This window comes from Microvirga pakistanensis (genome assembly GCF_004458765.1).
GTDB lineage: Bacteria > Pseudomonadota > Alphaproteobacteria > Rhizobiales > Beijerinckiaceae > Microvirga > Microvirga pakistanensis.
The window spans coordinates 1-24,039 of record NZ_SPJX01000330.1 but is presented as its reverse complement, the minus strand read 5'-3'; the positions used below and the strand labels follow the sequence as shown (position 1 = coordinate 24,039).

Annotated in this window: 19 protein-coding genes and 1 pseudogene; 8 read left to right on the top strand and 12 right to left on the bottom strand. The window is 63.7% G+C overall.

Annotated features, from left to right (window positions below; genetic code table 11):
• Window positions 1–50 precede the first annotated feature (50 nt).
• Window positions 51–1,154, top strand: a complete 1,104-nt coding sequence (locus E4K09_RS17365) for a DUF3616 domain-containing protein (protein WP_166802377.1) — start codon at window positions 51–53, stop codon at window positions 1,152–1,154.
• Between the two features lie 674 nt (window positions 1,155–1,828).
• Here E4K09_RS17365 and E4K09_RS30685 read toward each other — a convergent pair.
• Complete coding sequence (locus E4K09_RS30685; protein WP_280177472.1) at window positions 1,829–1,957, bottom strand: hypothetical protein; 129 nt, start codon at window positions 1,955–1,957, stop codon at window positions 1,829–1,831.
• 242 nt (window positions 1,958–2,199) lie between these two features.
• On the opposite strand from E4K09_RS30685, the gene E4K09_RS17360 reads away from it, so the two are divergent.
• Window positions 2,200–5,157 carry a PAS domain S-box protein gene (locus tag E4K09_RS17360; RefSeq protein WP_244610559.1) on the top strand — a complete coding sequence of 986 codons (2,958 nt, stop codon included), beginning with the start codon at window positions 2,200–2,202 and terminating at the stop codon, window positions 5,155–5,157.
• 597 nt (window positions 5,158–5,754) lie between these two features.
• Window positions 5,755–6,237 (top strand): GNAT family N-acetyltransferase, encoded by a 483-nt coding sequence (locus E4K09_RS17350; RefSeq protein WP_134499044.1) that lies wholly within the window; start codon window positions 5,755–5,757, stop codon window positions 6,235–6,237.
• Window positions 6,238–6,918: 681 nt separating this feature from the next.
• On the opposite strand, the gene E4K09_RS29220 is transcribed toward E4K09_RS17350, so the two are convergent.
• The 4 genes and pseudogenes from E4K09_RS29220 to E4K09_RS17335 all read right to left on the bottom strand — a co-directional run bounded on the left by E4K09_RS29220 (window position 6,919) and on the right by E4K09_RS17335 (window position 10,054).
• Complete coding sequence (locus E4K09_RS29220) at window positions 6,919–7,062, bottom strand: hypothetical protein (RefSeq protein ID WP_166802376.1); 144 nt, start codon at window positions 7,060–7,062, stop codon at window positions 6,919–6,921.
• Between the two features lie 37 nt (window positions 7,063–7,099).
• Entirely contained in the window at window positions 7,100–7,519 is a 420-nt protein-coding gene (locus tag E4K09_RS17345; protein ID WP_134499043.1) for a MarR family winged helix-turn-helix transcriptional regulator, read from the bottom strand.
• Window positions 7,520–7,597: 78 nt separating this feature from the next.
• Window positions 7,598–9,311: pseudogene (locus tag E4K09_RS17340) on the bottom strand (efflux RND transporter permease subunit); the annotation flags it as partial.
• The gene (locus E4K09_RS17335) at window positions 9,230–10,054 is read right to left on the bottom strand and encodes a low temperature requirement protein A (RefSeq protein WP_166802378.1); all 825 of its coding nucleotides are present in this window, start codon (window positions 10,052–10,054) and stop codon (window positions 9,230–9,232) included. The pseudogene E4K09_RS17340 and the gene E4K09_RS17335, both read right to left, overlap by 82 nt.
• Before the next feature lie 234 nt (window positions 10,055–10,288).
• On the opposite strand from E4K09_RS17335, the gene E4K09_RS17330 reads away from it, so the two are divergent.
• Entirely contained in the window at window positions 10,289–11,191 is a 903-nt protein-coding gene (locus E4K09_RS17330; protein WP_244610558.1) for an AraC family transcriptional regulator, read from the top strand.
• A gap of 34 nt (window positions 11,192–11,225) precedes the next feature.
• Here the strand turns inward: E4K09_RS17330 and E4K09_RS17325 are convergent, their stop codons facing one another.
• A complete protein-coding gene (locus E4K09_RS17325) occupies window positions 11,226–12,149 on the bottom strand; it encodes a LysR family transcriptional regulator (RefSeq protein ID WP_134499041.1) in 924 nt (307 codons plus the stop codon).
• A gap of 115 nt (window positions 12,150–12,264) precedes the next feature.
• Between E4K09_RS17325 and E4K09_RS17320 the strand changes: the two genes are divergently transcribed.
• Window positions 12,265–12,894 (top strand): FMN-dependent NADH-azoreductase, encoded by a 630-nt coding sequence (locus E4K09_RS17320; RefSeq protein ID WP_134499040.1) that lies wholly within the window; start codon window positions 12,265–12,267, stop codon window positions 12,892–12,894.
• 358 nt (window positions 12,895–13,252) lie between these two features.
• On the opposite strand, the gene E4K09_RS17315 is transcribed toward E4K09_RS17320, so the two are convergent.
• From E4K09_RS17315 to E4K09_RS17300, 4 genes are all read right to left on the bottom strand, one after another.
• The gene (locus E4K09_RS17315; protein WP_134499039.1) at window positions 13,253–13,606 is read right to left on the bottom strand and encodes an XdhC family protein; all 354 of its coding nucleotides are present in this window, start codon (window positions 13,604–13,606) and stop codon (window positions 13,253–13,255) included.
• 72 nt (window positions 13,607–13,678) lie between these two features.
• The gene (locus E4K09_RS17310) at window positions 13,679–15,898 is read right to left on the bottom strand and encodes a xanthine dehydrogenase family protein molybdopterin-binding subunit (protein ID WP_134499038.1); all 2,220 of its coding nucleotides are present in this window, start codon (window positions 15,896–15,898) and stop codon (window positions 13,679–13,681) included.
• Complete coding sequence (locus E4K09_RS17305) at window positions 15,895–16,872, bottom strand: FAD binding domain-containing protein (RefSeq protein ID WP_134499037.1); 978 nt, start codon at window positions 16,870–16,872, stop codon at window positions 15,895–15,897. The genes E4K09_RS17310 and E4K09_RS17305 overlap by 4 nt, the downstream gene beginning before the upstream one ends.
• A 2-nt stretch (window positions 16,873–16,874) precedes the next feature.
• Window positions 16,875–17,420 (bottom strand): (2Fe-2S)-binding protein, encoded by a 546-nt coding sequence (locus E4K09_RS17300; RefSeq protein WP_134499052.1) that lies wholly within the window; start codon window positions 17,418–17,420, stop codon window positions 16,875–16,877.
• A gap of 302 nt (window positions 17,421–17,722) precedes the next feature.
• Here E4K09_RS17300 and E4K09_RS17295 point away from each other — a divergent pair, with 302 nt between their 5' ends.
• On the top strand, window positions 17,723–18,652 hold the full coding sequence (locus tag E4K09_RS17295) for a helix-turn-helix transcriptional regulator (RefSeq protein WP_134499036.1): 930 nt from the start codon (window positions 17,723–17,725) through the stop codon (window positions 18,650–18,652).
• A gap of 322 nt (window positions 18,653–18,974) precedes the next feature.
• On the opposite strand, the gene E4K09_RS17290 is transcribed toward E4K09_RS17295, so the two are convergent.
• Complete coding sequence (locus tag E4K09_RS17290) at window positions 18,975–19,754, bottom strand: SDR family oxidoreductase (RefSeq protein WP_134499035.1); 780 nt, start codon at window positions 19,752–19,754, stop codon at window positions 18,975–18,977.
• Window positions 19,751–20,074 carry a nuclear transport factor 2 family protein gene (locus E4K09_RS17285; protein ID WP_134499034.1) on the bottom strand — a complete coding sequence of 108 codons (324 nt, stop codon included), beginning with the start codon at window positions 20,072–20,074 and terminating at the stop codon, window positions 19,751–19,753. Before E4K09_RS17285 ends, E4K09_RS17290 begins: the two co-directional genes overlap by 4 nt.
• A 106-nt stretch (window positions 20,075–20,180) precedes the next feature.
• Between E4K09_RS17285 and E4K09_RS17280 the strand changes: the two genes are divergently transcribed.
• Together E4K09_RS17280 and E4K09_RS17275 are read left to right on the top strand one after the other, a co-directional pair.
• Window positions 20,181–21,077 carry a LysR family transcriptional regulator gene (locus E4K09_RS17280; protein ID WP_134499033.1) on the top strand — a complete coding sequence of 299 codons (897 nt, stop codon included), beginning with the start codon at window positions 20,181–20,183 and terminating at the stop codon, window positions 21,075–21,077.
• Between the two features lie 675 nt (window positions 21,078–21,752).
• Window positions 21,753–23,855 carry a C1 family peptidase gene (locus E4K09_RS17275; RefSeq protein WP_166802375.1) on the top strand — a complete coding sequence of 701 codons (2,103 nt, stop codon included), beginning with the start codon at window positions 21,753–21,755 and terminating at the stop codon, window positions 23,853–23,855.
• The last annotated feature ends 184 nt before the right edge of the window (window positions 23,856–24,039 follow it).

Here is a 24,039-nt window from a genome sequence, read left to right as displayed (position 1 = left end):
GATGCAAGCTCGTGCGTTGTTGCTTCAGCACCACCGTCCCAGGAGCCATCGTGTCTGACACCAGCATCGCAGAAACCATCGCCCAGGTTCCTCTCACCTTCTCCGATTGGCAGCCGATCCGGCACATCAAGGATCCGTTCCTCAAAGATCTCTCCGCCGTCACGCGCATCGGCGATTGTCTCTTTCTCGCCTGCGACGAGACCGCAAGCGTCGAACGTCTCCGGCGCTTGGACGATGGCAGCTTCGGCGACCATCGGCATTTTATCCTGGATGCTCTGGTCGACCTGCCTGTCGGTGCCGATGGCGAGATGGACATCGAAGGCCTCTGTGCGGCGGACGGCTTTCTCTGGATCGTCGGCTCCCACTCGCTCAGGCGCTCCAAGCCCAAGCGCGATGAGAACGACCGGACCAAAGCACTTCAAAATATGGAGGAGATCGAACGCGAGCCGAACCGCTACTTCCTCGGCCGCATTCCTCTGGTGGAAGAGGCACCAGGGCTCTTCTCCCTTGCCCAATCAGACGGGGAGCGACAAGCTGCTTGGTTCAAGCTGAGCAAGAAGCAGAGCGCCCTGGAGCGGTGGCTTGCGGCCGACCCGCACCTCGGCCCTTTTCTGGACATCCCGTCGAAAGAGAACGGCTTCGATGTTGAGGGTCTGGCGGTGCATGGAAACCGGGTCTGGCTTGGGCTCCGTGGGCCTGTGCTTCGCGGGCACGCCGTCGTTCTTGATCTCGAGGTGAAGCAGAAGGCGCCCAATCGGCTGAAGGCGCGCCGGATCGATGGCGAGCGGCGCTACCGCAAGCACCTGCTCGACACTCGGGGTCTGGGGATCCGCGACATGCGCTTTGACGGAGATGATCTTCTGCTGCTGGTGGGGCCGACCATGTCCCTGGAGGGTCCGGCCTTTGTCCTGCGGTGGCGGGACGCGGCGCATGATAAAGCCTCTGGTGTCATCGCTCCAGAGCGCATCGAGACAGTGGCCGAGCTGCCCTACCTGCTGCATATGGATCACCCGGAAGGGATTGAGCTCTGGCCTGAGGCCGGCGCGGGCGCCCTGCTGATCATCTACGATGCTCCGGCGCCGGAGCGGACAGATCCGGGCACGTCCACGGTGCGGGCTGACGTGGTCGGTCCGAGTCGAGTCCGACCGCGCTAAATCTAACGCGGCGTCCGGCTACCTATTGGCTCCCTGGGCGAAGACAGCTCAAAGGGCAGATGCCGGTAACCCTTTGAAGGTATTGGTGAGCGCGCCCGGACTCGAACCCAGGACCCTCTGATTGAAAGTTAGGTGCTATTCCGTTCAAATCTTCGGCGTGTGATGCATCGTGTGTCACGAACTCCTGGCGCACAGGGGTTTTCGTTGCCTATTGCGTCCGATCCTGAGTGGTCATTGCTGATCGCGTGCTTACCATGTGATTACCGGAGTGGTCATGGCGCCCCCTACTCCATCCCCCGGACGTTCAACAAGCGGCATGCCGACGGCATGCAGAAGGTGCGGAAGGCTGAGGGACCCATGACATCCAACCGCAAGAAACCGCCAGTACCAGATCCGATCGTCGCCGCGGCACGCCACCGCGATGCGATGAAGCGGATTGGTGGCGACATTGAGCCATCCAGCCCCAAAGCATGTGAACCGTGGGTTGGCCGGGCGACCGCACCCGTTCCGCTGGCAACAAGCTCGGACGGAATGGTGGAAAATCTGCCACGAGCCCAGGGGCGCCCTGCAGTGCCTCTTGGATCAAACCATGCCCTGGGCTGGACGTCGGCTTTTACCGCCAAAGCCGACTTAACCCTCAAGTCCGAGTAGTATCATTATGAGACGTTCTGGGGTCACAGCCGCTCAACACCCAAACCGCGACGGTTCACAAGCAAATTTTGCAGCGAGCCGGGTATAGAATAGCGTTCAAGGCTAGGCTCTGGCGCTTGGCCTTTCTGCTCGGTGTCGAACTCATCATTCATTCAATCCTCGCGCTCCAGCTCGCAACAAGATAACGATTTGGGGGTCACTAAGCCATTCTATCCTGGTCTGCTCATCAACAGTTTCGTCAACCTGCAACGTGCAGCCCGGGCGAGGCAAATTCCACAGCGGGAAGGCTATTCTGCGGAGTTCCTGGCGAAACCGGAGATATCGTCAAGCTCTTGTCAAGGCGGAGGCTGAACCATAATTATGCGCCGAATTTGGCCATCGGGTACCCGCCTCAATGTCAATGATCTCAACCATCCCGTCAGCCGAGATGGCAGACGCAGCCAATCTCGACTTCCTGGACAACAGCGAGATGGGCCAGCGCACGCGGGGCTATGACTGGTCGCAGACATCGCTCGGGCCAATCTCAGCCTGGCCGCAGAGCCTGAGGACCACAGTCGGCACCCTCCTGCGCTCGCCCGTGCCCATTGTCCTGTTGTGGGGACCTGATGGCATCATGATCTACAATGATGCCTACTCGGGCTTTGCAGGCGGCCGTCACCCGCTCCTGTTTGGCTCGAAGGTGCGCGAGGGCTGGCCTGAGGTCGCCGACTTCAACGACAACGTGATGAAGGTCGGCTTGAGCGGGGGCACCTTGTCTTACCGGGACCAGGAACTTACGCTCTACCGCAAGGGTGCTCCCGAGCAGGTCTGGATGAACCTGGATTACAGCCCTGTCCTGGACGAGAGCGGCCGGCCGGCGGGCGTGCTCGCCGTCGTGATCGAGACGACAGAACGTATCCTGGCCCAGCGGGCACTTACACAAACCCAGGAACGGCTGTCCTATGCTCTCACTGCGGCAGGTATGGTTGGCACGTTCGACTGGCACATCCAGACCGATACGTTCTATTCGGACGCGCGGTTCGCGACCATGTTCTCGGTCGATCCTGAGAAAGGAGAAGCCGGCACGTCGCTTGCAGAGTACGTCGCTGGTATCCACCCCGACGACCGGGAAAGGATCGGCCACGCGATCAACCACACCATTGCGACCGGCGAAAAGTACGTGCAGGAGTATCGCCTGCTCCAGAAGGACGGCACGACCCTCTGGATCGATGCACGGGGCGAGTGCCTGTACGATGACGAAGGCAAGCCATGGCGCTTTCCCGGCACCGTGGTCGACATCACCGAGCGTAAACGTGTCGAGGAGCAATTAGCTGAGACCTCGCGCCGGCTTGATGCAATCTTGAACAACACCAAGATGGCGGTGTTCATGATGGATGACCGCCAGCAGTGCGTCTACATGAACAAGGCGGCCGAGGAGTTAACCGGCTACACGCTCGCGGAGACACAGGGCCGTCCTCTTCACGACGTCGTCCATCACACCCGCCCCGATGGCACGCCCTACCCCCTGTGCGAATGCCCCATTGACCAGGCTCTGCCCGAAAATAACCAGGAGCAAGGCGAAGAGGTCTTCGTCCACAAGGATGGCAGCTTCTATCCCGTGGCCTTCACCGCCAGCCCGATCCGGAACGAAGCTGGGCGGCCCATCGGCACAGTGATCGAGGCGCGTAACATCGAGCAGGAGCTTCGGGCCAGGGCGGCGCTCGAAGCATTCAACGCCACCCTTGAGCAGCGTGTGACAGAGGCCATCGCCGAACGGGAGAAGGTCGAGGCCCTGCTTCGTCAATCGCAGAAGATGGAGGCACTGGGCCAGCTCACGGGCGGCGTGGCCCATGACTTCAACAACCTGCTTCAGGTGATCAGCGGCAACCTTCAGCTTCTTTCCAAGGATATCGCCGGTAACGAGCGGGCCGAGGCCCGGGTGCAGAATGCGCTCGCTGGCGTTTCGCGCGGGTCCAAACTCGCCTCCCAGCTCCTCGCCTTCGGCCGCCGCCAGCCGCTGGAGCCCAAGGTCGTGAACGTCGGCCGCTTCGTCAAGGGCATGGATGAGATGTTGCGCCGGGCGTTGGGCGAGGAGATCGAGATAGAGACGGTGGTCTCCGGCGGGCTGTGGAACACGCAGGTCGATCCGGGTCAGATCGAGAATGCCATTCTGAACCTGGCCATCAATGCGCGCGACGCTATGGCTGGGCGCGGTCGTCTCACGATTGAGGCCGGCAATGCCCTGCTGGACGACCGCTACGCCCTTCAGCACGATGTGACCGCGGGCCAATACGTCATGCTCGCCGTCACAGATACCGGAAGCGGCATTCCACCCGAAATCCTGGAGCGGGTATTCGATCCATTCTTCAGCACCAAGCCGGAAGGCAAGGGCACTGGACTGGGCCTCTCCATGGTGTATGGCTTCGTGAAGCAGTCTGGCGGCCACATCAAGATCTACAGCGAGGTCGGCCAAGGCACGACGGTCAAGATCTATCTGCCGAGAGTGCACGAGCAGGAGGACGTGCTGACCGACCTACGCACCACTCCTGTGCGGGGCGGAACAGAGACCATCCTGGTGGTGGAGGACGACGAGGACGTGCGCGAGACTGCGGTCGCGCTGCTGTCGGATCTGGGCTATCGCGTGCTCAAGGCCCGCGATGCGATGAGCGCCCTGACCGTGATCGAGAGCGGGATCGAGATCGACCTGCTGTTCACCGACGTGGTCATGCCCGGCCCGCTGCGCAGTCCCGAGCTGGCGCGCAAGGCACGGGCCCGCCTGCCGCACATCGCGGTGCTGTTCACCTCCGGCTACACCGAGAATGCTATCGTGCATGGTGGGCGCCTTGATCCAGGGGTGGAGCTCCTGCCCAAGCCATATTCGCGGGAAGACCTGGCGCGGAAGATCCGTCATGTGCTGGCCAATCAGCAGCAACGTAACCAAGCCGCGGCATCGTCACCGTCTCACCCTCAAACCACGGCGGCAAAAGTCGCAAGCATCACAAGATGGACCATTCTGCTGGTCGAGGACGATGAGCTGATCCGAAGCAGCACATCTGAGATGCTGGCCGAACTCGGCCATACTGTAGTCCAGGCTGCTGACGCGAAATCGGCCCTGAAGGCTCTAGAGGGAGATCCGGTCGACATTCTAGTGACCGACGTTGGGCTTCCAGATCTCTCCGGGGTCGAACTAGCTCGGCGGGCCTCGGAATATCGGCCTGGCATGGGAATCGTCTTTGCAACCGGGGATGATGCCGTTACAGCCGAGCAAGACCTGGAAAAGGCCGTCCTGCTGGTGAAGCCCTATGCCATAAAGGATCTGGCGCACGCTTTGGCCTCGGCGGTTTCCAGTTCCCGACTTGATGCAGCGGAGTGATCCGCTGCTAACCTGTTCAAACAGCATCCCTGATCAGCTTTGGATGCGTCGAGTGTGGATCACCGGCGGGCGACCATTCCGGCTCTGGAAGGCGATTCACGCTCCCGTGCCCGATAGAGCAACGCCCCCTCTGGCGTGGCTGCGCCCAGGCGGCCCGCCGCGACGATGGCAGGGCGGGTCCCAGACCGCCCCAGGGCTCGAGGCGGAACCCGCCGGCATGCCACCTGCTTGAAGGCCTGCCCTGTGTGGATCTCAGAGGACCTTAGATGAACTACGGGACAAGGCAGACATTCTGAGGGAAGGCTCCGAGATGCAGAGTGGGTGGTCTACTAACCCATACCAGGATCTGAGGCCAAGCTTGCGGCTCAAGCCGCGAACGTAGGTCCGCCTTGGGTCAAACACTCACGTTCCGGACGCTCGACGAACGTTCGCTCTTAAGTGACGAAACGGAAGTAGTGCTTACGTCTCAGGAGTGCCAATTGCAGTCGTTCGTGGCTGATCGGCAATGTTCGGGCTGCCGGCTACCTAGGTCATACCCAAACGGGCAGACGCGGATATTCGCGTGACCCGGACATCGAGAGAGATTATTAGTGCGGCATGCATATTCGCACCGCCCGTCCCGAAGACGCTCCCGCCATCTGGTCGATCATCGAGCCGGTCATTCGCGCTGGCGAGACCTATGCGTTTGACCGGGACATGACCGAGACGGACGCGCTGGCTTACTGGCTTGGCCCGGACAAGGAGACGTTCATAGCCGAGGAAGGCGGAACGATCCTCGGCACCTACTACATGCGCCCGAACCAAGCGGGTGGTGGCAGTCACGTCTGCAACTGTGGCTTCATGACGGGTGCGGATGCTACGGGGCGTGGGGTGGCGCGGCAGATGTGCGAGCACGCCCTGGCGCACGCCCGGTCGCGCGGTTACCAGGGGATGCAGTTCAACTTCGTGGTGAGCACCAACGAGCGGGCGGTGCGCCTCTGGCGAAAGCTCGGCTTTGAGATCGTCGGTCGGCTCCCTCTGGCCTTTCACCATCCGGTCCACGGCTACGTCGATGCGTTGGTGATGTTCCAAGCGCTTTGAGAGCCGCTCCGCGCACACCTACAGTCCCGCCTCGCGCAACCATCCTTCGCTGAGGCATGTCCCTGCGGACATGAGTTCAAGCCATCTGAGGCTCATTGTGGCGCAGGGGGCAGCCAATTTGCGTACTCATGCCGATGTGTGCCAGGAGGGTGGGCCATGACGGACACACGCCCAACCGATGCGGGTCGTGAGGAACACGATCTGCTTACCCGTTTCAGCTTGACAGGCGAAGGAAGGGGGAGACCAGGAGCGTTGCAGTCTTAAGGCCTATTGTAGCCCCCTGTCCAAACTGGTCTGGATGGCAGAGCCTCCAAGCATGCAAAGTTTAGCCGACGCCCAGGCGGAAAGCGGGCGGCAGAAATTACTTGATCAGATTTGTAGGTGGGCCATCTCGGTGCGGTGCAGATCGAGTACACGGAGGTGAGACAAGGGAGCGCAACTCCTTGCACCCTCTCAGCAAAGGAAGCGGTATCGGAAACGGAGCTGGGATCAATTACTCCGTGAGCTACGTGTCCCAACCCTAGGATGGTCCGGAATAGGTCAATCTTTCACGTTCCGGCTTTCCGAACAAACGTCTGCACATGAGTGTCGAAGCGGACCAAACGCTTACGTCTCAGGAGAGCCATGAGCAGTCCCTCCCTTAAAGTGCCTAGCCTCAGTCCGACGGCCCCTACCCAGGTTTCAGCCGCGGGGCCGAAGCGCCTCGACGAGAGCCTTCAGACGAGCGATCTCGCTCTCCAAGAGTTGCACCCGGGCTTGCAGTTGCAGCAGTTCTTCGCCTGTCAAATCATCGATGCCAGAAAGCGCCTCGGAATAGAGACGCATCCTTTCTAATAACCACCTCATCTTCCCTCCTGGTCGTTTAGACCGCCTTGAGTCTGCGACGATCGTTCCAGGCAGTGCCGAAGCAGGTCGGCCCCGTCGGCCACGAAATGATGCTCCATGCGGGCACCAAACCGACCCCAATGGGGGTGGCAGCCGCCAGCAGGTCTCTGCCGGCTCGCGTCAGGGAGAGCCTACGGCCGCGACTGTCATCGGGATTGACAGTCACCGCGACAAGCCCGCGTTGCTTCAACGGCTTGAGGATTGCGGTAGTCGTCGTGCGCTCTCTGCCGAGCCGTTCCGCGACCGACGCAATCCCTTGCGCGGGTGTCTGCCTGAGCAAGGCGAGAAGCTCAAATTGCCCATTGGTCAGGTCGAGCGGTCGTGGCGCCTCGTCGAGACGTCGCGCGACCACACGGGCAGCGCGTTGCAGGCGCAAACCAAGGCAGCGATCGAGCATGTGACGAGGGGTCTCAAGCGGAACGTCGTGCACTGTGAACTACGTCTCCTCATTTGGTGCCCATAGCCCAGATCAGCGCTATTCCGCTGCCGTGGCTACGACGGGCAGTCTTTGCGGCTTGGAGTCCTGCTTTTCCTTAAGTCTCTCATCGGTTGCCGCAGGCTTGATCCGGAACCAGGCCGCATAGAGAGCCGGAAGGAAAAGCAGGATCAGCACCGTGCCGATCGCCGTGCCACCGATCAGTGTGTAAGCCATCGATCCCCAAAAGACGGAGTGTGTGAGGGGGATGAAAGCCAGCACAGCGGCAAGTGCGGTCAGGATCACGGGCCTCGTGCGTTGCACCGTGGCCTCGATGACAGCGTGATAGCCGTCGAGGCCGGCAGAACGGTTCTCCTTGATCTGTTCGGTCAGGATCAGCGTATTGCGCATCAGGATGCCGGCCAGTCCGATCAGACCCAGGATGGCGTTGAACCCGAAGGGCTGGTCGAAGATGAGCAACATCGGCACGGCGCCGACGAGGCGAAGCGGCGCCGTCAGCAGCACCATGGTCATGGTCGCGAAGGATCGCACCTGCAACATAATGACGATCAGCGTGACGGCGATCATGGCCGGGAAAACCTTGACCAGGGCATCGTTGGCCTTGGCAGCCTCCTCGATCGATCCTCCCAATTCGATGCGATAGCCAACCGGAAGAGATCCGATCAGCGGCTGAAGGGCCGTGATGATCTGCTTGGACACCTCCGGCGGCTGGGTCGCTTCATTGATGTCCGAGCGGATCGTGATGACAGGCGTGCGGTCACGACGCTTGAGGATCGCCTCCTCCAGATGGATTTCCGAATGGCCGATCTGGTCGAGTGGAATCTGGCGGCCGCCCCGGCTCATCAGCGAGAAATCCGCCAGCTGGGTCGGATCCAGCCGCTCGCCGCCGGGGCTGCGGGCCACGACGGGGACATTGCGGATATCCTCGCGAACCTGCGTGATGGGAAAGCCGGTGAGGAGGAACTGGAGCTGCTGGCCCCCCTCCGCCGGCGAGAGGCCGATGAGGTCCAGTCGATCCTGATCCGGGATGAAGCGCAGCACGGGTGTGCGGTTGCCCCAATCGCGGTTGGCCTGTCGCCCGTCCGGGACGCCCCGCATGATGTCGAGGGCCTTTTCGGAGATGCTGTACAGGTGCGCAGGATCCGGCCCCATAATCCGGAATTCGACCGGGAACGGCGTGTAGGGTCCGAACACGAGCTGCGTGATGCGCACGTAGGCCTCGGGTGCGAGCCCCTGTGACACCGCCGCTCGGGGCCGGTGCTTCAACGCCTCGCGCGCCTCAGCGTGCGGGGTCAGCACGACGATCTTGGCGAAGGCAGGATCAGGCAGCGCCGGCGCCATCGCGAAGAAGACGCGGGGCGCGCCCTGACCGACATAGCTCGTGACGATCTTGGCCTCGGGCTGGCCGTCCAGCCACCGTTCGAGCTTCTCGACCGTCGCGGCCGTCGTCTCGATGCCGGTGCCTTCCGGCAGCCGAACCTCCGCCAGCACTTCAGGGCGGTCGGATGTCTGGAAGAACTGCTGCTTGACGGCGCCCATGCCGACACCGGAGAGCGAAGGCGATGCCAACGATACCGCAGGTGACGAACTTGTGGCGCACGGCAAAGGTGATGAGCCCTCGCAGGCGCCGATAGTTCGGCGTGTCGTAGATCGCGTGGTGGCCGCCTTCGATCAGTTTGATCGCAGGCAGCATCTTGACGCCGAGATAGGGCGTGAAGACCACCGCGACGATCCAGGAGACGATGAGGGCGAACCGATGCCGGTGAGGCAGACCAGCGCGGCGTCCATGATCCAGCCCTGCTCCTCGATCACGGCCGACAGGGTTGCCAGCGTGCCCACGACGCCCTCGCCGAGCGCGATGATCGCGAACAGGCCGTGGCGCTCGACGATATGGTGGGCGTGCCAAGGCGTGCCTCCACTCCTGTGCTCGGCGATGAGGGGGCCTGCCAGTTCGACGACCGCGAGGAAGGAGGCGAGGACGAGGGTCACGACGAACGGGAGGTCGAGAAGGATCAGCGCCACCCAGCCGATCTGAGCGATCGAAATGGCGACGGCATACGTCACGCAGGCGCGGCGCCGGGATAGGTCCTGTCTGCCCGCGCGCAGCCATTGGAACACGATGGCGATGCGCATGATCACGTAGCCGAGCACCATCACCGAGTTGTCCAAGTGTCCGCCGTGCTCGATGGAGGCGAACATGCGTGGCAGTCCGAGGGCCAGGACCAGCACGCCGATCATCTGGACCATCGTGACAAGACGGAAGATCCAGTCGTCCGTGTCGTAGGTCGAGGCAAACCAAGAGAAGTTGACCCAGGCCCAGCAGATGCAGAAGCTCGCGAAGGCGAAGCCGATCAGGGCGGTGGCGTAGTGGCCTTCTGCCATAGCATGGGCAAGCTGGGAAGCCGCGAGCCCGAAGCTGACGACGAACATCAGGTCGAACAGCGGTTCGAGCGGAGTCACCCCGCGATGGGCCTCGCGCGGGTCACGCCCGGCCATCCGCCGGGCATGATGGTGAAGCGTCTCGGAGCCAGCCGGCATTGCGCTCATGAACATTCTTCAGACGGATACTGGTGACGGTGAGCAGTGTTCGCCTCGCCATGCTTGTTCGCAAACGATGCGAGTGCTGCGTTTTGTATGAAAGTGCCCATTTCACCTGATCTGCCAGTGTCATAATCTTGCTGTATAGTCGCGCTTCCATTCAGTCGCCGAATCGTTTCCGAGGAGCGGGACGTGGCTGACGTATCCGGACGAGGCCTGGGTAAGTTCGCGGGGCTCGATCAGCCGCCCACCCTCATTGCCCGCGCCCTGCCCCTTGCCGAACTCTCTGCAATGCGGGTGCTCTGGAGCGATACCGGATCCGGCAATCCAACTCGGCTCGACCGTAACAACGGCTATCTGGTGTGTTTGCAGCGGCGCGATCTGCCGGCCGGCCCGTATTGGGTGGATGACCGGCCCATGCAACGGATGCCGATCAATAGCGGGCAGTTCCTGCTGCTCGATCTCAACGAAGAACACTCGTCCCTGCAATATGGGTCCGTCGATTGCATCTCCATCTACTCCTCGCGGGATGCGTTGAGTCGGTTTCAGGAAGAGCATGGGCTCCCTCCCGTCGGACAGCTTCGGTCCCCACGCGGCATCGCATTCGAGGACGATGTAATCCGCAATCTGGGAGAGTGCCTGGTGCCGGCCTTCGAGTGGCCCGAGACCGCGAACCAGCTCTTCGTCGACCATGTCGCGCTGGCCCTGCTCGCACATCTCACCGGGTTCTACGGCGAGCAGCCTTCCGTCCTGCGGCCATTCAGGGGAGGATTGTCGCCCTGGCAGGAGCGCCGGGCCAAGGACATCCTGCTGACCCACATCGACGGAAAGGTCGGCCTCGCCGAGCTTGCACGGGAGTGCGGCCTCTCCCGCAGCCACTTCGCACGGGCGTTTCGGACGGCGACGGGACTGCCGCCGCACAAGTGGCTCCTTGCGCGGCGCATCGAACTTGCGCAGGAACTGCTCCGGAACCCGAAGCTGTCCCTCAAGGAGATCGCAATCCGCTGCGGCTTCACCGACCAGAGCCACTTCACCCGCGTGTTCTCGAAGAACATGCACGCATCGCCCGGCGACTGGCGACGCCTTCGCTCGTAGTGCGGGCACATGAAGGACGAATCCCGTCGAAGGACTACCGCCCACTGACTCCGGTCAAGCACCGGTCCCATTCGGGCGTGCCGCCGAAGCGCTCGACAAGGGTGTCGATCAGGACCCTGACCTTGCCCGGGACATGGGAGCCCGGCGGCCGAACTACGTGGATGCCGTACTCGAGCCTTGGATGATCCGGCATGAGGGGTTCGAGGGCGCCGCTCGCAATGGCGTCGGAGACCAGGAACGATGGAAGGTCAGCGATCCCGAGCCCTGCGATTGCCCATTGGAGAATGGCTTCCCCGCTGTCCGACCTCAGCCGGCCCTCGGGCCGGATCGACACCCGGCGCCTTCCCGACTCGAACTGCCACTCCGGAACGAGGCTGCCCGTGTAGATCAGGCATTCGTGTGCGGTGAGGTCCTGCGGCGTGCCTGGTCGCCCACGGCGGGACAGGTAGTCGGGACTTGCGACCAGCACCGCATGGACAGGCGCGATCCGGCGAACGATGAGGCTGGAGTCGCTGAGGGAGCCGATTCGGATCGCGGCGTCGAACCGCTCCCCGAGCAGGTCCACAACTCGGTCCGTGTACGAAACATCTAGCTCAAGGGCGGGATGGAGACGCGCCAGATCCCCCAGGACCGGCGCAAGGTGCCTCACACCGAACGCCAGCGGGGCAGAGAGGCGAAGGCGCCCGCGCACCGACCGTCCCTGCTGCGCGACGGAATCGCGCGCTTCCTCGATCTCGCTCAGGATCCTGTCGCACCGTGCCTTGAACTCGGCACCGGCCTCCGTCGGGCTGATGCCGCGCGTGGTCCGGGTGAGCAGTCGCGTGCCGAGTTCCGCCTCCAGGCGCGTGATCCGCCGGCTGACGATCGACTTAGAGACTCCCAGGCGGGCTGCGGCGCGGTTGAGGCCGCCGCTGTCGACGACCTCCACGAAGCTCCTCAGGTCGTCCAGGTCGTTCACAGCGGTGTTCCTCCCTATGCAACAGCATGGTGCGGATTATGCGTCTTATGCCGCATGTCGTGAACCACTAAATCGGGCGCACCGCAATGACCGAAACCTTTGGAGGGATTGTCATATGTCCACAGCTCTCGTCATCACCAGCAGCGCGCTCGGTGAGGCTTCCGTCTCCAGCCGGCTCGTCGAGGAAACCGTCGCCCGCCTGCGCTCGCACGATCCCGCCCTGCGGGTCATTGCCCGCGACCTCGGACGCGATCCCGTTCCGCACCTGACCACCGACGCGGCCACGGCGCTGCGCGGCGGAGAACCCATCAACGAGGCCCAGGCCGTCGCCCGCACCCTGTCGGACGGGCTGATTGCCGAGCTCAAGGCCGCCGATACGCTCGTCATCGGGGCGCCGATGTACAATTTCGGCATGCCGTCGACCCTGAAGGCCTGGTTCGATTACGTGCTGCGCGCCGGGATCACGTTCAGCTACAGCGAGAGCGGCCCCGAGGGCCTTCTCAAGGGCAAGAGCGCCCTTGTCATCGAGAGCCGCGGCGGACTCTACAGCGAGGGACCCGCGCAGGTAATGGACTCGCAGGAGCCGCATCTGCGCAACCTTCTCGGCTTCATGGGCATCACCGACGTGACCTTCCTGCGTGCAGAGAAGCTGGCTTTCGGACCCGAGGCGCGCGATCAGGCCATCGCAGCCGTGCGCCGACAGATTTCGGAAACGGTCGGCGAGGCCTGCCGCAAGGCGGCCTAGCCGCCATACGGCCTCAGAGCCTGGGACGATCCGTTCTCCCTTGCCGAAGGTCCTCCCACATTCCCCTTTCGGTGACACGGCCGCCTAACCAGCAGACGCTTGTGCCGTGTCTGTCTGTCGCCAGCGGACGAAGCTGCCCTCTCGGAAGAGGGGTGTCGACAATCCTTCCCACCGGCGCGTCCGCGACATTCCAAGCGGGATCGCACCACAACCCGGATCGAGCATGCACCTTGGGCGGAAACCTCGGCCGTAGGGGCAGAACACGGGACCACCCGCGGTGGCATGCTCAGCAGCACGGCCTCGTCCGGAGCCCTCACCCGCACCGGGCCGTGCTGCCCTTTTGTGGTGCCGAGAGCACTCACGGGAGCTTGATGTCGATGTAAGGTGAGCCGGCACCGTAGCGCACCTGCCGGGCCCGCTTCTCCCAGATCGCTTCCCGTGCCTCGGCAACGACCGCTGCCTCGATGCGGCCGCCCGAGAGCGAGCCGGCGAAACCGCTGTCCGCCGCCACACCCATCAGCGCCCCGATCAGTCGGGACGACGAACCGGTCAGGCCGGTGATCGTCACCAGGGCAATCTGCTGACCGCGCTGTCCAGCTTCCACGACGAACCGCAGGACATCGAGCGGGGTCGAGGCGTCGGAAGCCGCCAGAGGTCCGGGGAACCGGTCTGGCTGGTCACCGCCCCGGATGGCAGGAGTGCATTGCAACATCGTTCATCCTAATTCCATGAGCAGGCCGGCTGTACCCCAGGTCCGTCGACCACCCACCGAGGCCGTCTCGCCTCAAGCGGTCAGGACGTCCTCGATGCGGATCGGCAGGTGACGCACACGCTTGCCCGTTGCATGGTGGATCGCATTGGCGATCGCAGGGGCCATGCCGACGAGGGCGATCTCGCCGAGGCCCTTCACCCCAAGCGCGTTGACATGCGGATCGTCCTCGTCGACGAACAGCGCCTCGAGCTGCCCGATGTCGAGGTTCACCGGCATGAGGTAATCGGCCATGTGGGCATTGACCGGGCGTCCGTCGCGCACGTCGAGGGCCGTCTGCTCCATCAGGGCCATCCCGATGCCGCCGATCATGCCGCCGGTGCACTGGCTCGAGGCCAGGAGCGGATTGACGATGCGGCCCGCCCCATAGGCGCCGAGGGCCCGCCGGACCCGGATCGTGCCGACATCCGGATCGATCGCCACCTCGGCGAACACGGCCCCGAACGAATGCATGGAGTAGCGCTGGGCGGCCGCGGGATCGCGGTGATTTGAGGCATGCGCCTCAATCGGCTGCCCGCTGCCCGCGAGAATGTCGCGATAGGGCTGCCCTGCGGAAGCGTCCCCAAGCCGGCGTACGCTCCCGCCAATCCACTCGACGCCCTCCAGGGCCGCGCCGAACACGGGTGAGCGCTGGTCCGCGATCGCACGCCGCGCGACCTCGTCCCGTGCGGCGAGGCAGGCGGCGCGGACCGCCGAGCCGACCGAGGCCATCGTCATGGAGCCGCCATGCGGGGGCGCAGGCGGGAAGTCCGAGCGCCCGATGCTGACGCGGACCTGCTCGACCGGGATGCCGAGCGTCTCGGCCGCCACCTGCGTCATCGAGGTGTAGGTGCCCGGTCCCATGTCGCTTGCGGCGACCTCGACCGCGGCAGTGCCGTCCGCATGCAGCCGGACGCGCGCGCTCGTGGGAAGGTACCAGACCGGATAGGTGGCGGAGGCAACGCCCAGGCCCACCAGCAGCCGGCCGTCCCGCATGGAGCGGGGCGCCGGGGTGCGCTGGGCCCAGCCGAAGCGCTCGGCGCCGCGTTCGTAGCACTGCACCAGGGAGCGGCTGGAGAAGGGCTTGTTCTCGCCCTCGTCCATCGTCGGCTCATTGCGGCGGCGCAGCTCGATCGGGTCGATGCCCAGCTCGTAGGAGAGCTCGTCGAGCGCGGATTCGAGGGCGAACATCCCGCTTGACTCACCCGGCCCCCGCATATGGTTCGGCGTCCCGATGTCGAGCGGGGTCAGCCGATAGCTTGTGCGCACGTTAGGGCAGGAGTACATGTAGCTCGTGGCGGAGAGCAACGCTTCCGTGAACTCCTCGTAGCGGCTCGTCTCGCCGTTGCCCTCGTGGATGATGCCCGTAATCCTGCCATCCCGGGTCGCGCCGATGGCGACGCGTTGCAGGGTGCGAGGGCGGTGCCCGGTGGTGAAGAACATCTGCCTTCGGCTCAGGACGAGCTTGACGGGCCGGCCGACCTGCCGCGCCGCCATGGCCGCGATGGTCACGTGCGGCCATGTCCGCAGGGACGTTCCGAAGGCTCCGCCAATGAAGGGGCAGTTCACCTGCACGTTCTGGACAGGCAGGCCGAAGATCGCTGCGATCTCGGCCTGTTCGTTCACCACGAACTGGCTCTTGCTCCACAGGGTGAGCCTGTCGCCCTCCCAGGCGGCGACGACCGCGTGCGGCTCCATGGGGTTGTGGTTCTCGCGTGCCATGTCATAGGTCACGTCGACCTTCACGGGGGCATCCGCCAGCGCCCGATCCGCGTCCCCGCGGGCCGCATGGGAATGGCCCCTGGAGCCGGATGGTTCCACCGCCAGCGCCTTCGGGTCGCGCGGATCGACGACCGGCCGCTCGGCCGCATAGCTGATGCGCAGCGCGTTGGCGGCACGCTCAGCGTGGTCAAGCGTGTCAGCCACGACGACCGCAACGGGCTGGCCGTAGAACCGGACCTGATCGTCCTGGAGCACATGCAGCCGTTCCCCGACCTCCGGGTCGATGAAAGCCTTGTGCGGCCCATAGGCCAGGCGTAGGGCGTTGCGGTGACTGATGACCTCCACGACTCCCGGCATGGCCCGCACTGGTGCATCGTCCAACGCTGTCACCCGGCCGAGGCCGGCAGTCGCACTGACGATCACGGCATAATGCTGGGCGTGCTGGTTGAAGTCGGCCGCATAGCGTGCAGCGCCCGTGACTTTGGCCCGCCCGTCAACGCGGGTGACCGGTTTTCCAATCAAGGTAGTGGTCATGCCGTCCCTCCCGCCATCTCGAGCGCGCGGACAATGGTCCGCGGCAGCAGTTCGACTTTGTAGTGGTTGTGCGACAGCGGGCGCGTTCCCTCCAGCGCGAGGTGAGCGGCCTCCGCGAAGGCATCACGGCCTACTGGCTTACCCCTGAGTGCCTCCTCCACTGCCCGCATGCGCCAGGGGCGCGTTCCCACTCCGCCGACGGCAACACGGGCCTGCCGGATGGATCCACCTTCCAGTTCCAGGGCCACGGCGGCCGAGACGAGCGCGAACTCGTAGGAGGCACGGTCCCGGACCTTGAGATAGCGTGCCTGCCGCGCATAGGGACCGCCCGGCACCCGGATCTCGACGATCAGCTCGCCGGGACGCAGGGTATGCTCGAGATGGGGCGTGTCTCCAGGAAGCCGGAAGAGTTCCTCCACCGGGAAGGTGCGCTCGCCATTGGGCCCTCGCACCCGCATCGCGGCACCGAGCGCGACCAGGGCGACGGCAACGTCGGACGGATGGGTGGCAACGCAGTGATCGCTGGTCCCGAGGATCGCGTGCCCGGCATTGAGGCCGTCGATGGCCGAACAGCCCGACCCGGGATCGCGCTTGTTGCAGGCCGCGTCCAGCATCCGGAAGTACGGGCAGCGCACCCGCTGCAACAGGTTGCCGCCCATCGAGGCCATGTTGCGCAGTTGCGGTGAGGCCCCCTCGATCAGGGACTCGGCGATCAGGGGCTGGAGGCGTTTCGTCTCCGGATGGGCCGCGACATCGCTCATGCGGGCGAGTGCGCCGATCACGAGATCGGCCCCATCCGCGCGGATGTCGGTCATCGGCAGGGCATTGATGTCGACCAGACGCTCGGGACGCTCGACCTCGTCACGCATCAGGTCGATGAGAGTAGTGCCGCCGGCAATGTAGCGGGCGCCCGCCGCGGCCGCGCGGATCGCGTCCTGCTCGGTCCGCACCTTCTCAAAACTGAATGGCAGCATCGTCAGGTCCTCCCTGCTGCATCGGCAACCGCCGCGACGATCCCGGGATAGGCGGCGCAGCGGCAGATGTTGCCGCTCATCCAGAACTGGATCTGCTCGGGCGAGGTGGCGTGTCCCTCGGCGATGCAGGCGACGCCCGACATGATCTGGCCTGGCGTGCAGAAGCCGCACTGGAACCCATCGTGCTCGATGAAGGCGGCCTGGAGCGGATGGAGCTCATCGCCCCGGGCCAGTCCCTCGATCGTGGTGATCTCGGCACCATCGTGCATGACGGCCAACGTCAGGCACGACGTCACGCGGCGCCCATTGATGAGCACCGTGCAGGCGCCGCACGCACCCTGGTTGCAGCCTTTCTTCGTGCCCGTGAGGTCGAGCGTCTCACGCAGGACGTCGAGTACCGATTGCCGGGGATCGACCTCAAGCTCCCGTGCGCTGCCGTTGACGACCAGGCGGATGCGCGTCGTCGGTGCGGTTGCTGGACCGTCTGATGAAGCCGGCTGCGCGGCCGCCGCGGGGGCGGCGGCAAGGGAAGCCGCTCCTCCGGCCATTTGCAGGATCGAGCGGCGGGAAAGTCCGCGCTGGGGCTCCTCGTCTCCGGACGACGATCGTCCCTTGCCCAAGGGGGCATCATGGTTGGATTTGGTCATGGTGGCTCCTGGTCGGGATGCGGCCGTGCCTGGCCGACGCTGTGTCGACACCTGGTGAACTGCGCGCTAAGCTTCCGCGACCCTGATTGAGCTCGCCAGTGTCGGGAGTGCTGCGTTTTGTACGTTAGTGCTCGATTTTGGGCCCTCACCCATGACCCACAGCATCAGCCCTCACGGGCATGTGATGTGAATGGAGCTCGCAAATGGCGACCGGATCCTATGGCCAGCGCTTGGGCAAGTCCGTTGGGGTCGACGACCCTCCGGCCTTGACGGTGCAAGTCCTCCAAAGGGCGACCTTCGCGGCCACCCGTATCCAGTGGGACGACAGGGGAGAAGGGGTTGCGGCGCAGATCCCGCGGGAGGATGCGCATCTCGTGTGCTTGCAGCGCCGCGATATCCCGACCAATCCGTATTGGGTGGACGGTCGTCCGGTGCCGATGAGTCCGGTCAGGGGTGGACAGTTCACGCTGCTTGACCTGAACCTCGGGCACGCCTCGTTCCTGCGCGATCCCATCGACTGCGTGGCGATGTATCTGCCGCGCCAGGCCCTCGATGGGATTGCGGACGAGCACGGGCTGCCGCGGTTCGAGTCGATCAGTACGCCGCTCGGCGTTCCCGTCGACGATGCACGCGTCCGGGCCCTGGGAGAATGCCTGCTACCCGCGCTGGAGCGGCCTGAGCAAGCCAACTCCCTGTTCGTGGAATACGTGGCGCTGGCCCTGCTCTCGCACCTCGCAGGCACGTACGGCAACGCGCCGATCCCAATCCAGCTCAAGCGCGGTGGACTCGCGCCCTGGCAGGAGCGCCGTGCCAAGGAAATCCTCGCGGCACATATCGACGGCAATATCGCTCTCGATCGGCTCGCCAGCGAGTGCGGCCTCTCCCGAAGTCATTTCGCCCGTGCTTTCCGCATGACGACCGGCATGCCACCGCACAAGTGGCTCTTGCAGCGGCGCATTGAGGTTGCGCAGGGTCTGCTCAGGACCACGACGCTTCCCCTCGGGGAGGTCGCGAACCAATGCGGGTTCGCCGACCAGAGTCACTTCACCCGTGTCTTCACTCGGATGGCGCAGGCATCGCCAAGCGAGTGGCGGCGATCGCTCTCAGGCTTGGTCGTGAGACCTGAGCGATAGCACCCTTGGGATGCTTACCTTTGATGCCTGCGTTCACACAGGATGCAGGGAATGTCCGCTCGGGGTCGAACTGAGCCGTTGGGCGTGGCCTTATAAGGGTCAGCTTACTCTATGACTACGGAATTTCGGCTTTCGTCTGCTTCGTGCCGATTTGAGACCTTCCATGCGTGGAGGCTGTTGCGGCTTTAGCTGTCAACCGCTTGCGGTACGAATTCGGCTATGGCCGCACTTGGAACGAATTGCGGAGTGCAGTCGCAACAACTCCCGATTTAACCCACCGCTCCTGCCGCCGATAGTCTGATGAAAGAGCATGCTGCACCCCTCACGCGGTGGGAACGGTGCCACCGTCGATGACATATTCGGCACCGGTGATGGTCGCGGCGCGATCGGAGGCGAGGAAGGCGATCAGGTTAGCCACTTCCTCCGGCGTCGAGGGCCGACCGATCGGGATTCCACCGAGCGAATCCATGATGATGCGTTTGCCGCCCTCGTAATCGGTGCCAGCATCCTGTGCGAGCCGCTCGGCCAGCCGCACCGACGCCTCGGTTTCAATCCATCCAGGTGAGACCCGCGTCACGCGCACCCCCTTCGGCGAGACCTCCTTTGAGAGACTCTTGCTGTAGGTCGAGAGAGCAGCTTTCGCGGCCGCATATGCGGTCGTCGCCTCCGGCAATGGCAGTTCTCGTTGGATGGACGTGACGTGGATAACGACGCCGCGGCCCTGCTCGACCATCGCAGGCACGAGTTCGCGATCAAGCCTGACGGCTGCCATCAGGTTAATATTGAGCTCGTTTGTCCATTCCGCGTCGCGCAGCGCTGCGAAGCCGCCTGCCGGGGCGGAGGAGCCGCCCAGCATGTGGACCACGATATCGACCCCGCCCAACCGCTCACGCACCGCGGCCGCGAGGGTGGCGCAGCCCTCCGGGGTCGTGAGGTCGGCGGCAACGAACATCGCCTCGGAGAGCGTATCCGGCCGGGATCGCGCCGCCGTCAGAACCTGCGCGCCGAGCTCGCGAAACAGCGCGACGGTGGCCGCGCCCGCACCGCGCGTGCCGGAGGTGATGAGGGCGCGCTTGCCTTCGAGTGTGAGAAACCCGGTCATGCGCCGATCTCCAGGCCCGCGATCCGGCTACCTTCGAGTCGGAACGCGAAGGTGAGCATGGCAGGGCTGCCCGGGAATTGGCCGGTCACCCTGGCACGAACTTTCGCAAAATCGCCGCTCCCGGCCACATCGAGTGGCTCGATCACATGCCGGTACCTCGTCTTCACGTCACGCCACCACGCCTTGATGGCCCGGTGACCAGCGTGGAACCGGCCCTCATCCTCAACGACCGCATCGGGTGTAAAGGCGTGGATCAGCGCATCGCTGTCACCTCCCTTGTCGGCATCGAAATAGGTCTGAATCGGGAAAGGTAGGTTCATCCGGCGGCTCCTTCGGTTCGACGATGATGTCCTCCTGGATTTAGACCTGGACACTTGTTTCGATAAGCGGGATAAAACTGGACGAGGCATTTCGAAATCCAGGACAATGTATCGACCAGGCTTGAATGATCTCGACGCGGTGGTGGCGATTGCGCGCAAGGCTTCGTTCCGTGCCGCGGCGCTCGAACTGGGCATGTCGACGACCGCGCTCAGCAATGCCGTCGGCAAGCTCGAGGCGGGCCTCGGCGTCCGCCTGTTCAATCGGACGACGCGCAGCGTCTCGCTCACCGATGCCGGACGCCTGTTCATCGAACAGGTCGGCCCGGCCTTGCAGGACATTCACGGCGCCATGGAAGCCGTGCGGTCGCAGCAGGCCACGCCGTCAGGCACGCTGCGCATCAACGCCTTTGCCTTGGCGGCGCGCGAGATTCTCTCGCCGCTGGTGCTGGAGTTCCTGCGCCGCTACCCGCAGGTGCATGTCGATCTCGTCACCGAAGGACGACTGGTCGACATTGTCGCCGAAGGCTTCGACCTCGGGGTGCGGGGGGCCGATCTCGTACCCAACGACATGATCGCGGTTTCGCTTGGGCGGCCACAGCGATATGCCGTCGTCGGTTCGCCGGCGTATATCGAGAAGCATGGGAAACCGCAGGTGCCGCCTGACCTCCTCCATCACCCCTGCATTCGTGTCCGCCTGCCCAACGGCACCCTCTATCGGTGGGAGTTCGAGAAAGACGGCCAGACGGCCCTGATCGCCGTGAACGGTCCGATCACTTTGGACGAAGCCAGCCTGGCGCGGACTGCGGCTCTGGAAGGTCTCGGGCTCGGATTCTTCATGGAACAGAACGTGCGTGCCGACATCGAAGCCGGACGCCTCATTCGCGTGCTGGAAGACTGGACGCCACCCTTTGGTGGGCTCTGCCTCTACTACCCCGGACGGCGCAATCCATCGGCAGCCCTGAAGGCATTTATCGGCTTGGCCCGAGAATTGAGTGCAGCATAACGATATTGATCGCCCACGCCAAAGAGTTGGCTGAGGCCTTGAGGTGAGTGCCTAAGCGGCACTCATTGGCATGAATGACTGCGTCGGCTGTAATGGTCTGGACCGGCCGTTCTTACCGGCACACCCTTCATCAGGGGCGCCCAGCACGAGGATCTGAGCCATGCCTACCGCTCCGTTTCATCAGGTTGCCACCCTTGGGGATCGACATCGGTAAGAACAGCTTCCACCTCATACAAGTAACAGCCGATTTTGCGACGGAACCCTGGGATGACGTTGCCCGCATAGCAATCGCACTCAAGACGCCTATTGAGCTCCCTCTCGGGGACGGCATACCGAAGCCACGTGCCTGCCTTCGCGGACAACTCGGGTGGCCGACTGGAAGACAAATCCCGACGCCTGATGCGATCTGGTAGCTCTCTATTGCCATAGCCGTTATCGGATCTGGTCTGCTAAGCTCTTCTGTGAGCCGTGTTCACGCGACACGCCTGTGGAAAGCAGGCGCGCAACGTAGGATGGACGCAAGGGAGAGCCGAAGGCACTCAGCTCGCCCGGCGAAGGGTAAATTCAAACGTAAGTCGGTTCAGTGTTGAGTGCCGTTGGCACCTCATGAGGTAGACCATGCCTACTAGGGCTTTCGGTGACCGCACGCTTGATGCCCGTCAGGATCGGCCCGATATGCGCGACCGGATTTTCCAACCGCGTCTGACCTTTCTGCCTCCGAGCTACCCGCCCAAACGTTGGATTGAGACCTATCTCCCCCTCTATGAGGAAGCGGGGCTCGTGCTCGATCAAGGGGCCGAGGGAGCCTGCACCGGCTTTGGGCTTGCCGCGCTGATCAACTACGTGCAGTTTCGTCGCGAGATCGAGGCGTCCCGCCAAGAGGAACGCGACACGCAACTGCCCGGGGTGGTCAGCCCACGAATGGCCTATCACTTGGCGCGCATCTACGATGAATGGCCCGGAGAGGATTATGAAGGCTCCAGCTGCCGTGGTGCGATGAAGGGCTGGTTTCATCATGGCATCTGCTCGGACGCCCTCTGGCCGTACCGGCGGCGTGGCCAAGTTGCCTTCGTGCAGCCCAAGCTGGGCTGGGCTGCTGACGCCGCAACCAGGCCGCTTGGCGCTTATTATCGAATTATTCACGACGCCATCCCGGATCTTCAGGCCGCCATTGCCGAGGTGGGCGCGATCTACGTATCCGCCTGCGTTCACGATGGCTGGCAGGTCGCCGGGGAGGCTAAGAAGACGCAGCGCAGGCGCACCAAGACTGCCCCACAACTGAGTGGGGTACCCACCATCGCGTGGTCTCCCGAACGAGCAACGAACGGTGGTCATGCCTTCGCGTTGGTAGGCTACGATGACGAGGGCTTCATCATTCAGAACTCCTGGGGGCCCGACTGGGGCTTTCATGGCTTTGCGCGCCTCACCTATCCCGATTGGCTCACGAACGGCATGGATGCATGGGTTGCGACCCTCAGCGCTCCCATTCGCGGCGAGGCTCCAGCAATCGTTTTGTCGGCGGGCCGAACAATCCCGGCAACCGCGCCTGACCTGAAGCGGGGACTGGCAGGCGGCATCACCGCAGGCGCCGTGGCGGCGACGGCAAGCGACAGCAACTGGAGTCTGGAGCAGACGTCGCAGCACGCTCTGGTACTGGCGAATGATGGTCGGCTTGCATCCCAAATCGTGATTGATGCCGCAGACGCCGCCGACGCGGCCAAGCGGGTGGGACGCGCCTTGCCGGGCGAATGGCTGGCTGGCCCGGCGGGGAAAAGCGGCAAGATCGCGCTCTACGTGCACGGCGGGCTCAACGACCTGCGCGCGAGCTTGGCCCGTGCCAAGGTCCTCGGCCCCTGCCTCACGAGCAATGAAATCTACCCGATCTTCGTCTGCTGGCAGTCCGGCTATCTCGACAGCTTGAAAAACATCATCGGGGACACGATCGAGGATATCTTCGGCACTGCGCCTGATCCCCGGTCAAAGCAGGCCCAGGGGTTCTTCGAAGATGCTCGTGATCGCGCGCTTGAGACGTTTGCCATCCCGGCGGCTCGACCGATCTGGCAACAAATGAAGCAGAATGCCGTCGCAGCAACCGAGCGAGAGGGTGGCGCTGCGTATCTTGTCGAGCAGCTAGCGATACTCGCCAAAGCGCACCCCAATCTCGAGGTTCATCTGGTTGGGCACTCCGCAGGAGCGATCATGATCGGGCCGCTTCTCGATTTGCTGCGCTCGCGCAGGATCAAGGTCGGATCCTTGTCCTTGTTTGCTCCGGCATGCACGGTTGATTTTGCCAATATCTACTACGCCCGGCACATTGGCACGACAGTTCCAGCCGGCAAGGTGTCGATTGACATTCTGAGTGATCCGATCGAGCAGAGCGATTCGGTCGGCCCATATGGCAAGTCGCTCCTGTATCTCGTGTCACGCGCCTTGGAGAACACTCACAAGACGCCGATTCTTGGGCTTGAAGCTGTGTGGCGGCCTGAGCTGGATCGCAAGGATCTGATGGCCAATCCGCAAAAGCGGGGGCTAGGCGCCGTCACCGCTGCTGAGGCGATTCGACCGCCGAAATCGGTTGAGGTCTGGCGGCAGCATTGGTCAGGCTGGAAGGGCGCAACCCTAAAGATCCTGGGTGAGCGGCAAGTTTGGGACGGAGCCAAGGCGATCCCGGCTAATCATAGCTGCTTCGATAATTGGCAAGGCTGCATGGCAGCCACTATCGAGCGGATCAGGGGAGGAAAACTGAAAGCCCAGCTGCTGCCTCTTGTGGATTTCTGATCAACATAGGGTTCGAAGCCGAGCCGGAAGATCGAATGCCCACTCCTTCGCGCTGGGCGGGAGCACGAGGGTGCGTGTCCAAGTCCTGCAGGACGGACGAGATTGTCGCTGCCGCGAGGGCCGTGACCGCGGGGGACATCTACATCTCCCAGAACTTTGCAAGCGAGGTGATTTCGGCCTTGAG

Bases quoted from the DNA above. Each gene is read 5' to 3' on its own strand.
- E4K09_RS30685 (WP_280177472.1), bottom strand. From the start codon at position 1,957: ATGAATGATGAGTTCGACACCGAGCAGAAAGGCCAAGCGCCAGAGCCT.
- E4K09_RS17360 (WP_244610559.1), top strand. From the start codon at position 2,200: ATGTCAATGATCTCAACCATCCCGTCAGCCGAGATGGCAGACGCAGCC.
- E4K09_RS17350 (WP_134499044.1), top strand. From the start codon at position 5,755: ATGCATATTCGCACCGCCCGTCCCGAAGACGCTCCCGCCATCTGGTCG.
- E4K09_RS29220 (WP_166802376.1), bottom strand. From the start codon at position 7,062: ATGCGTCTCTATTCCGAGGCGCTTTCTGGCATCGATGATTTGACAGGC.
- E4K09_RS17345 (WP_134499043.1), bottom strand. From the start codon at position 7,519: ATGCTCGATCGCTGCCTTGGTTTGCGCCTGCAACGCGCTGCCCGTGTG.
- E4K09_RS17335 (WP_166802378.1), bottom strand. From the start codon at position 10,054: ATGGCCGGGCGTGACCCGCGCGAGGCCCATCGCGGGGTGACTCCGCTC.
- E4K09_RS17320 (WP_134499040.1), top strand. From the start codon at position 12,265: ATGTCCACAGCTCTCGTCATCACCAGCAGCGCGCTCGGTGAGGCTTCC.
- E4K09_RS17315 (WP_134499039.1), bottom strand. From the start codon at position 13,606: ATGTTGCAATGCACTCCTGCCATCCGGGGCGGTGACCAGCCAGACCGG.
- E4K09_RS17310 (WP_134499038.1), bottom strand. From the start codon at position 15,898: ATGACCACTACCTTGATTGGAAAACCGGTCACCCGCGTTGACGGGCGG.
- E4K09_RS17305 (WP_134499037.1), bottom strand. From the start codon at position 16,872: ATGCTGCCATTCAGTTTTGAGAAGGTGCGGACCGAGCAGGACGCGATC.
- E4K09_RS17300 (WP_134499052.1), bottom strand. From the start codon at position 17,420: ATGGCCGGAGGAGCGGCTTCCCTTGCCGCCGCCCCCGCGGCGGCCGCG.
- E4K09_RS17295 (WP_134499036.1), top strand. From the start codon at position 17,723: ATGGCGACCGGATCCTATGGCCAGCGCTTGGGCAAGTCCGTTGGGGTC.
- E4K09_RS17290 (WP_134499035.1), bottom strand. From the start codon at position 19,754: ATGACCGGGTTTCTCACACTCGAAGGCAAGCGCGCCCTCATCACCTCC.
- E4K09_RS17285 (WP_134499034.1), bottom strand. From the start codon at position 20,074: ATGAACCTACCTTTCCCGATTCAGACCTATTTCGATGCCGACAAGGGA.
- E4K09_RS17280 (WP_134499033.1), top strand. From the start codon at position 20,181: ATGTATCGACCAGGCTTGAATGATCTCGACGCGGTGGTGGCGATTGCG.
- E4K09_RS17275 (WP_166802375.1), top strand. From the start codon at position 21,753: ATGCGCGACCGGATTTTCCAACCGCGTCTGACCTTTCTGCCTCCGAGC.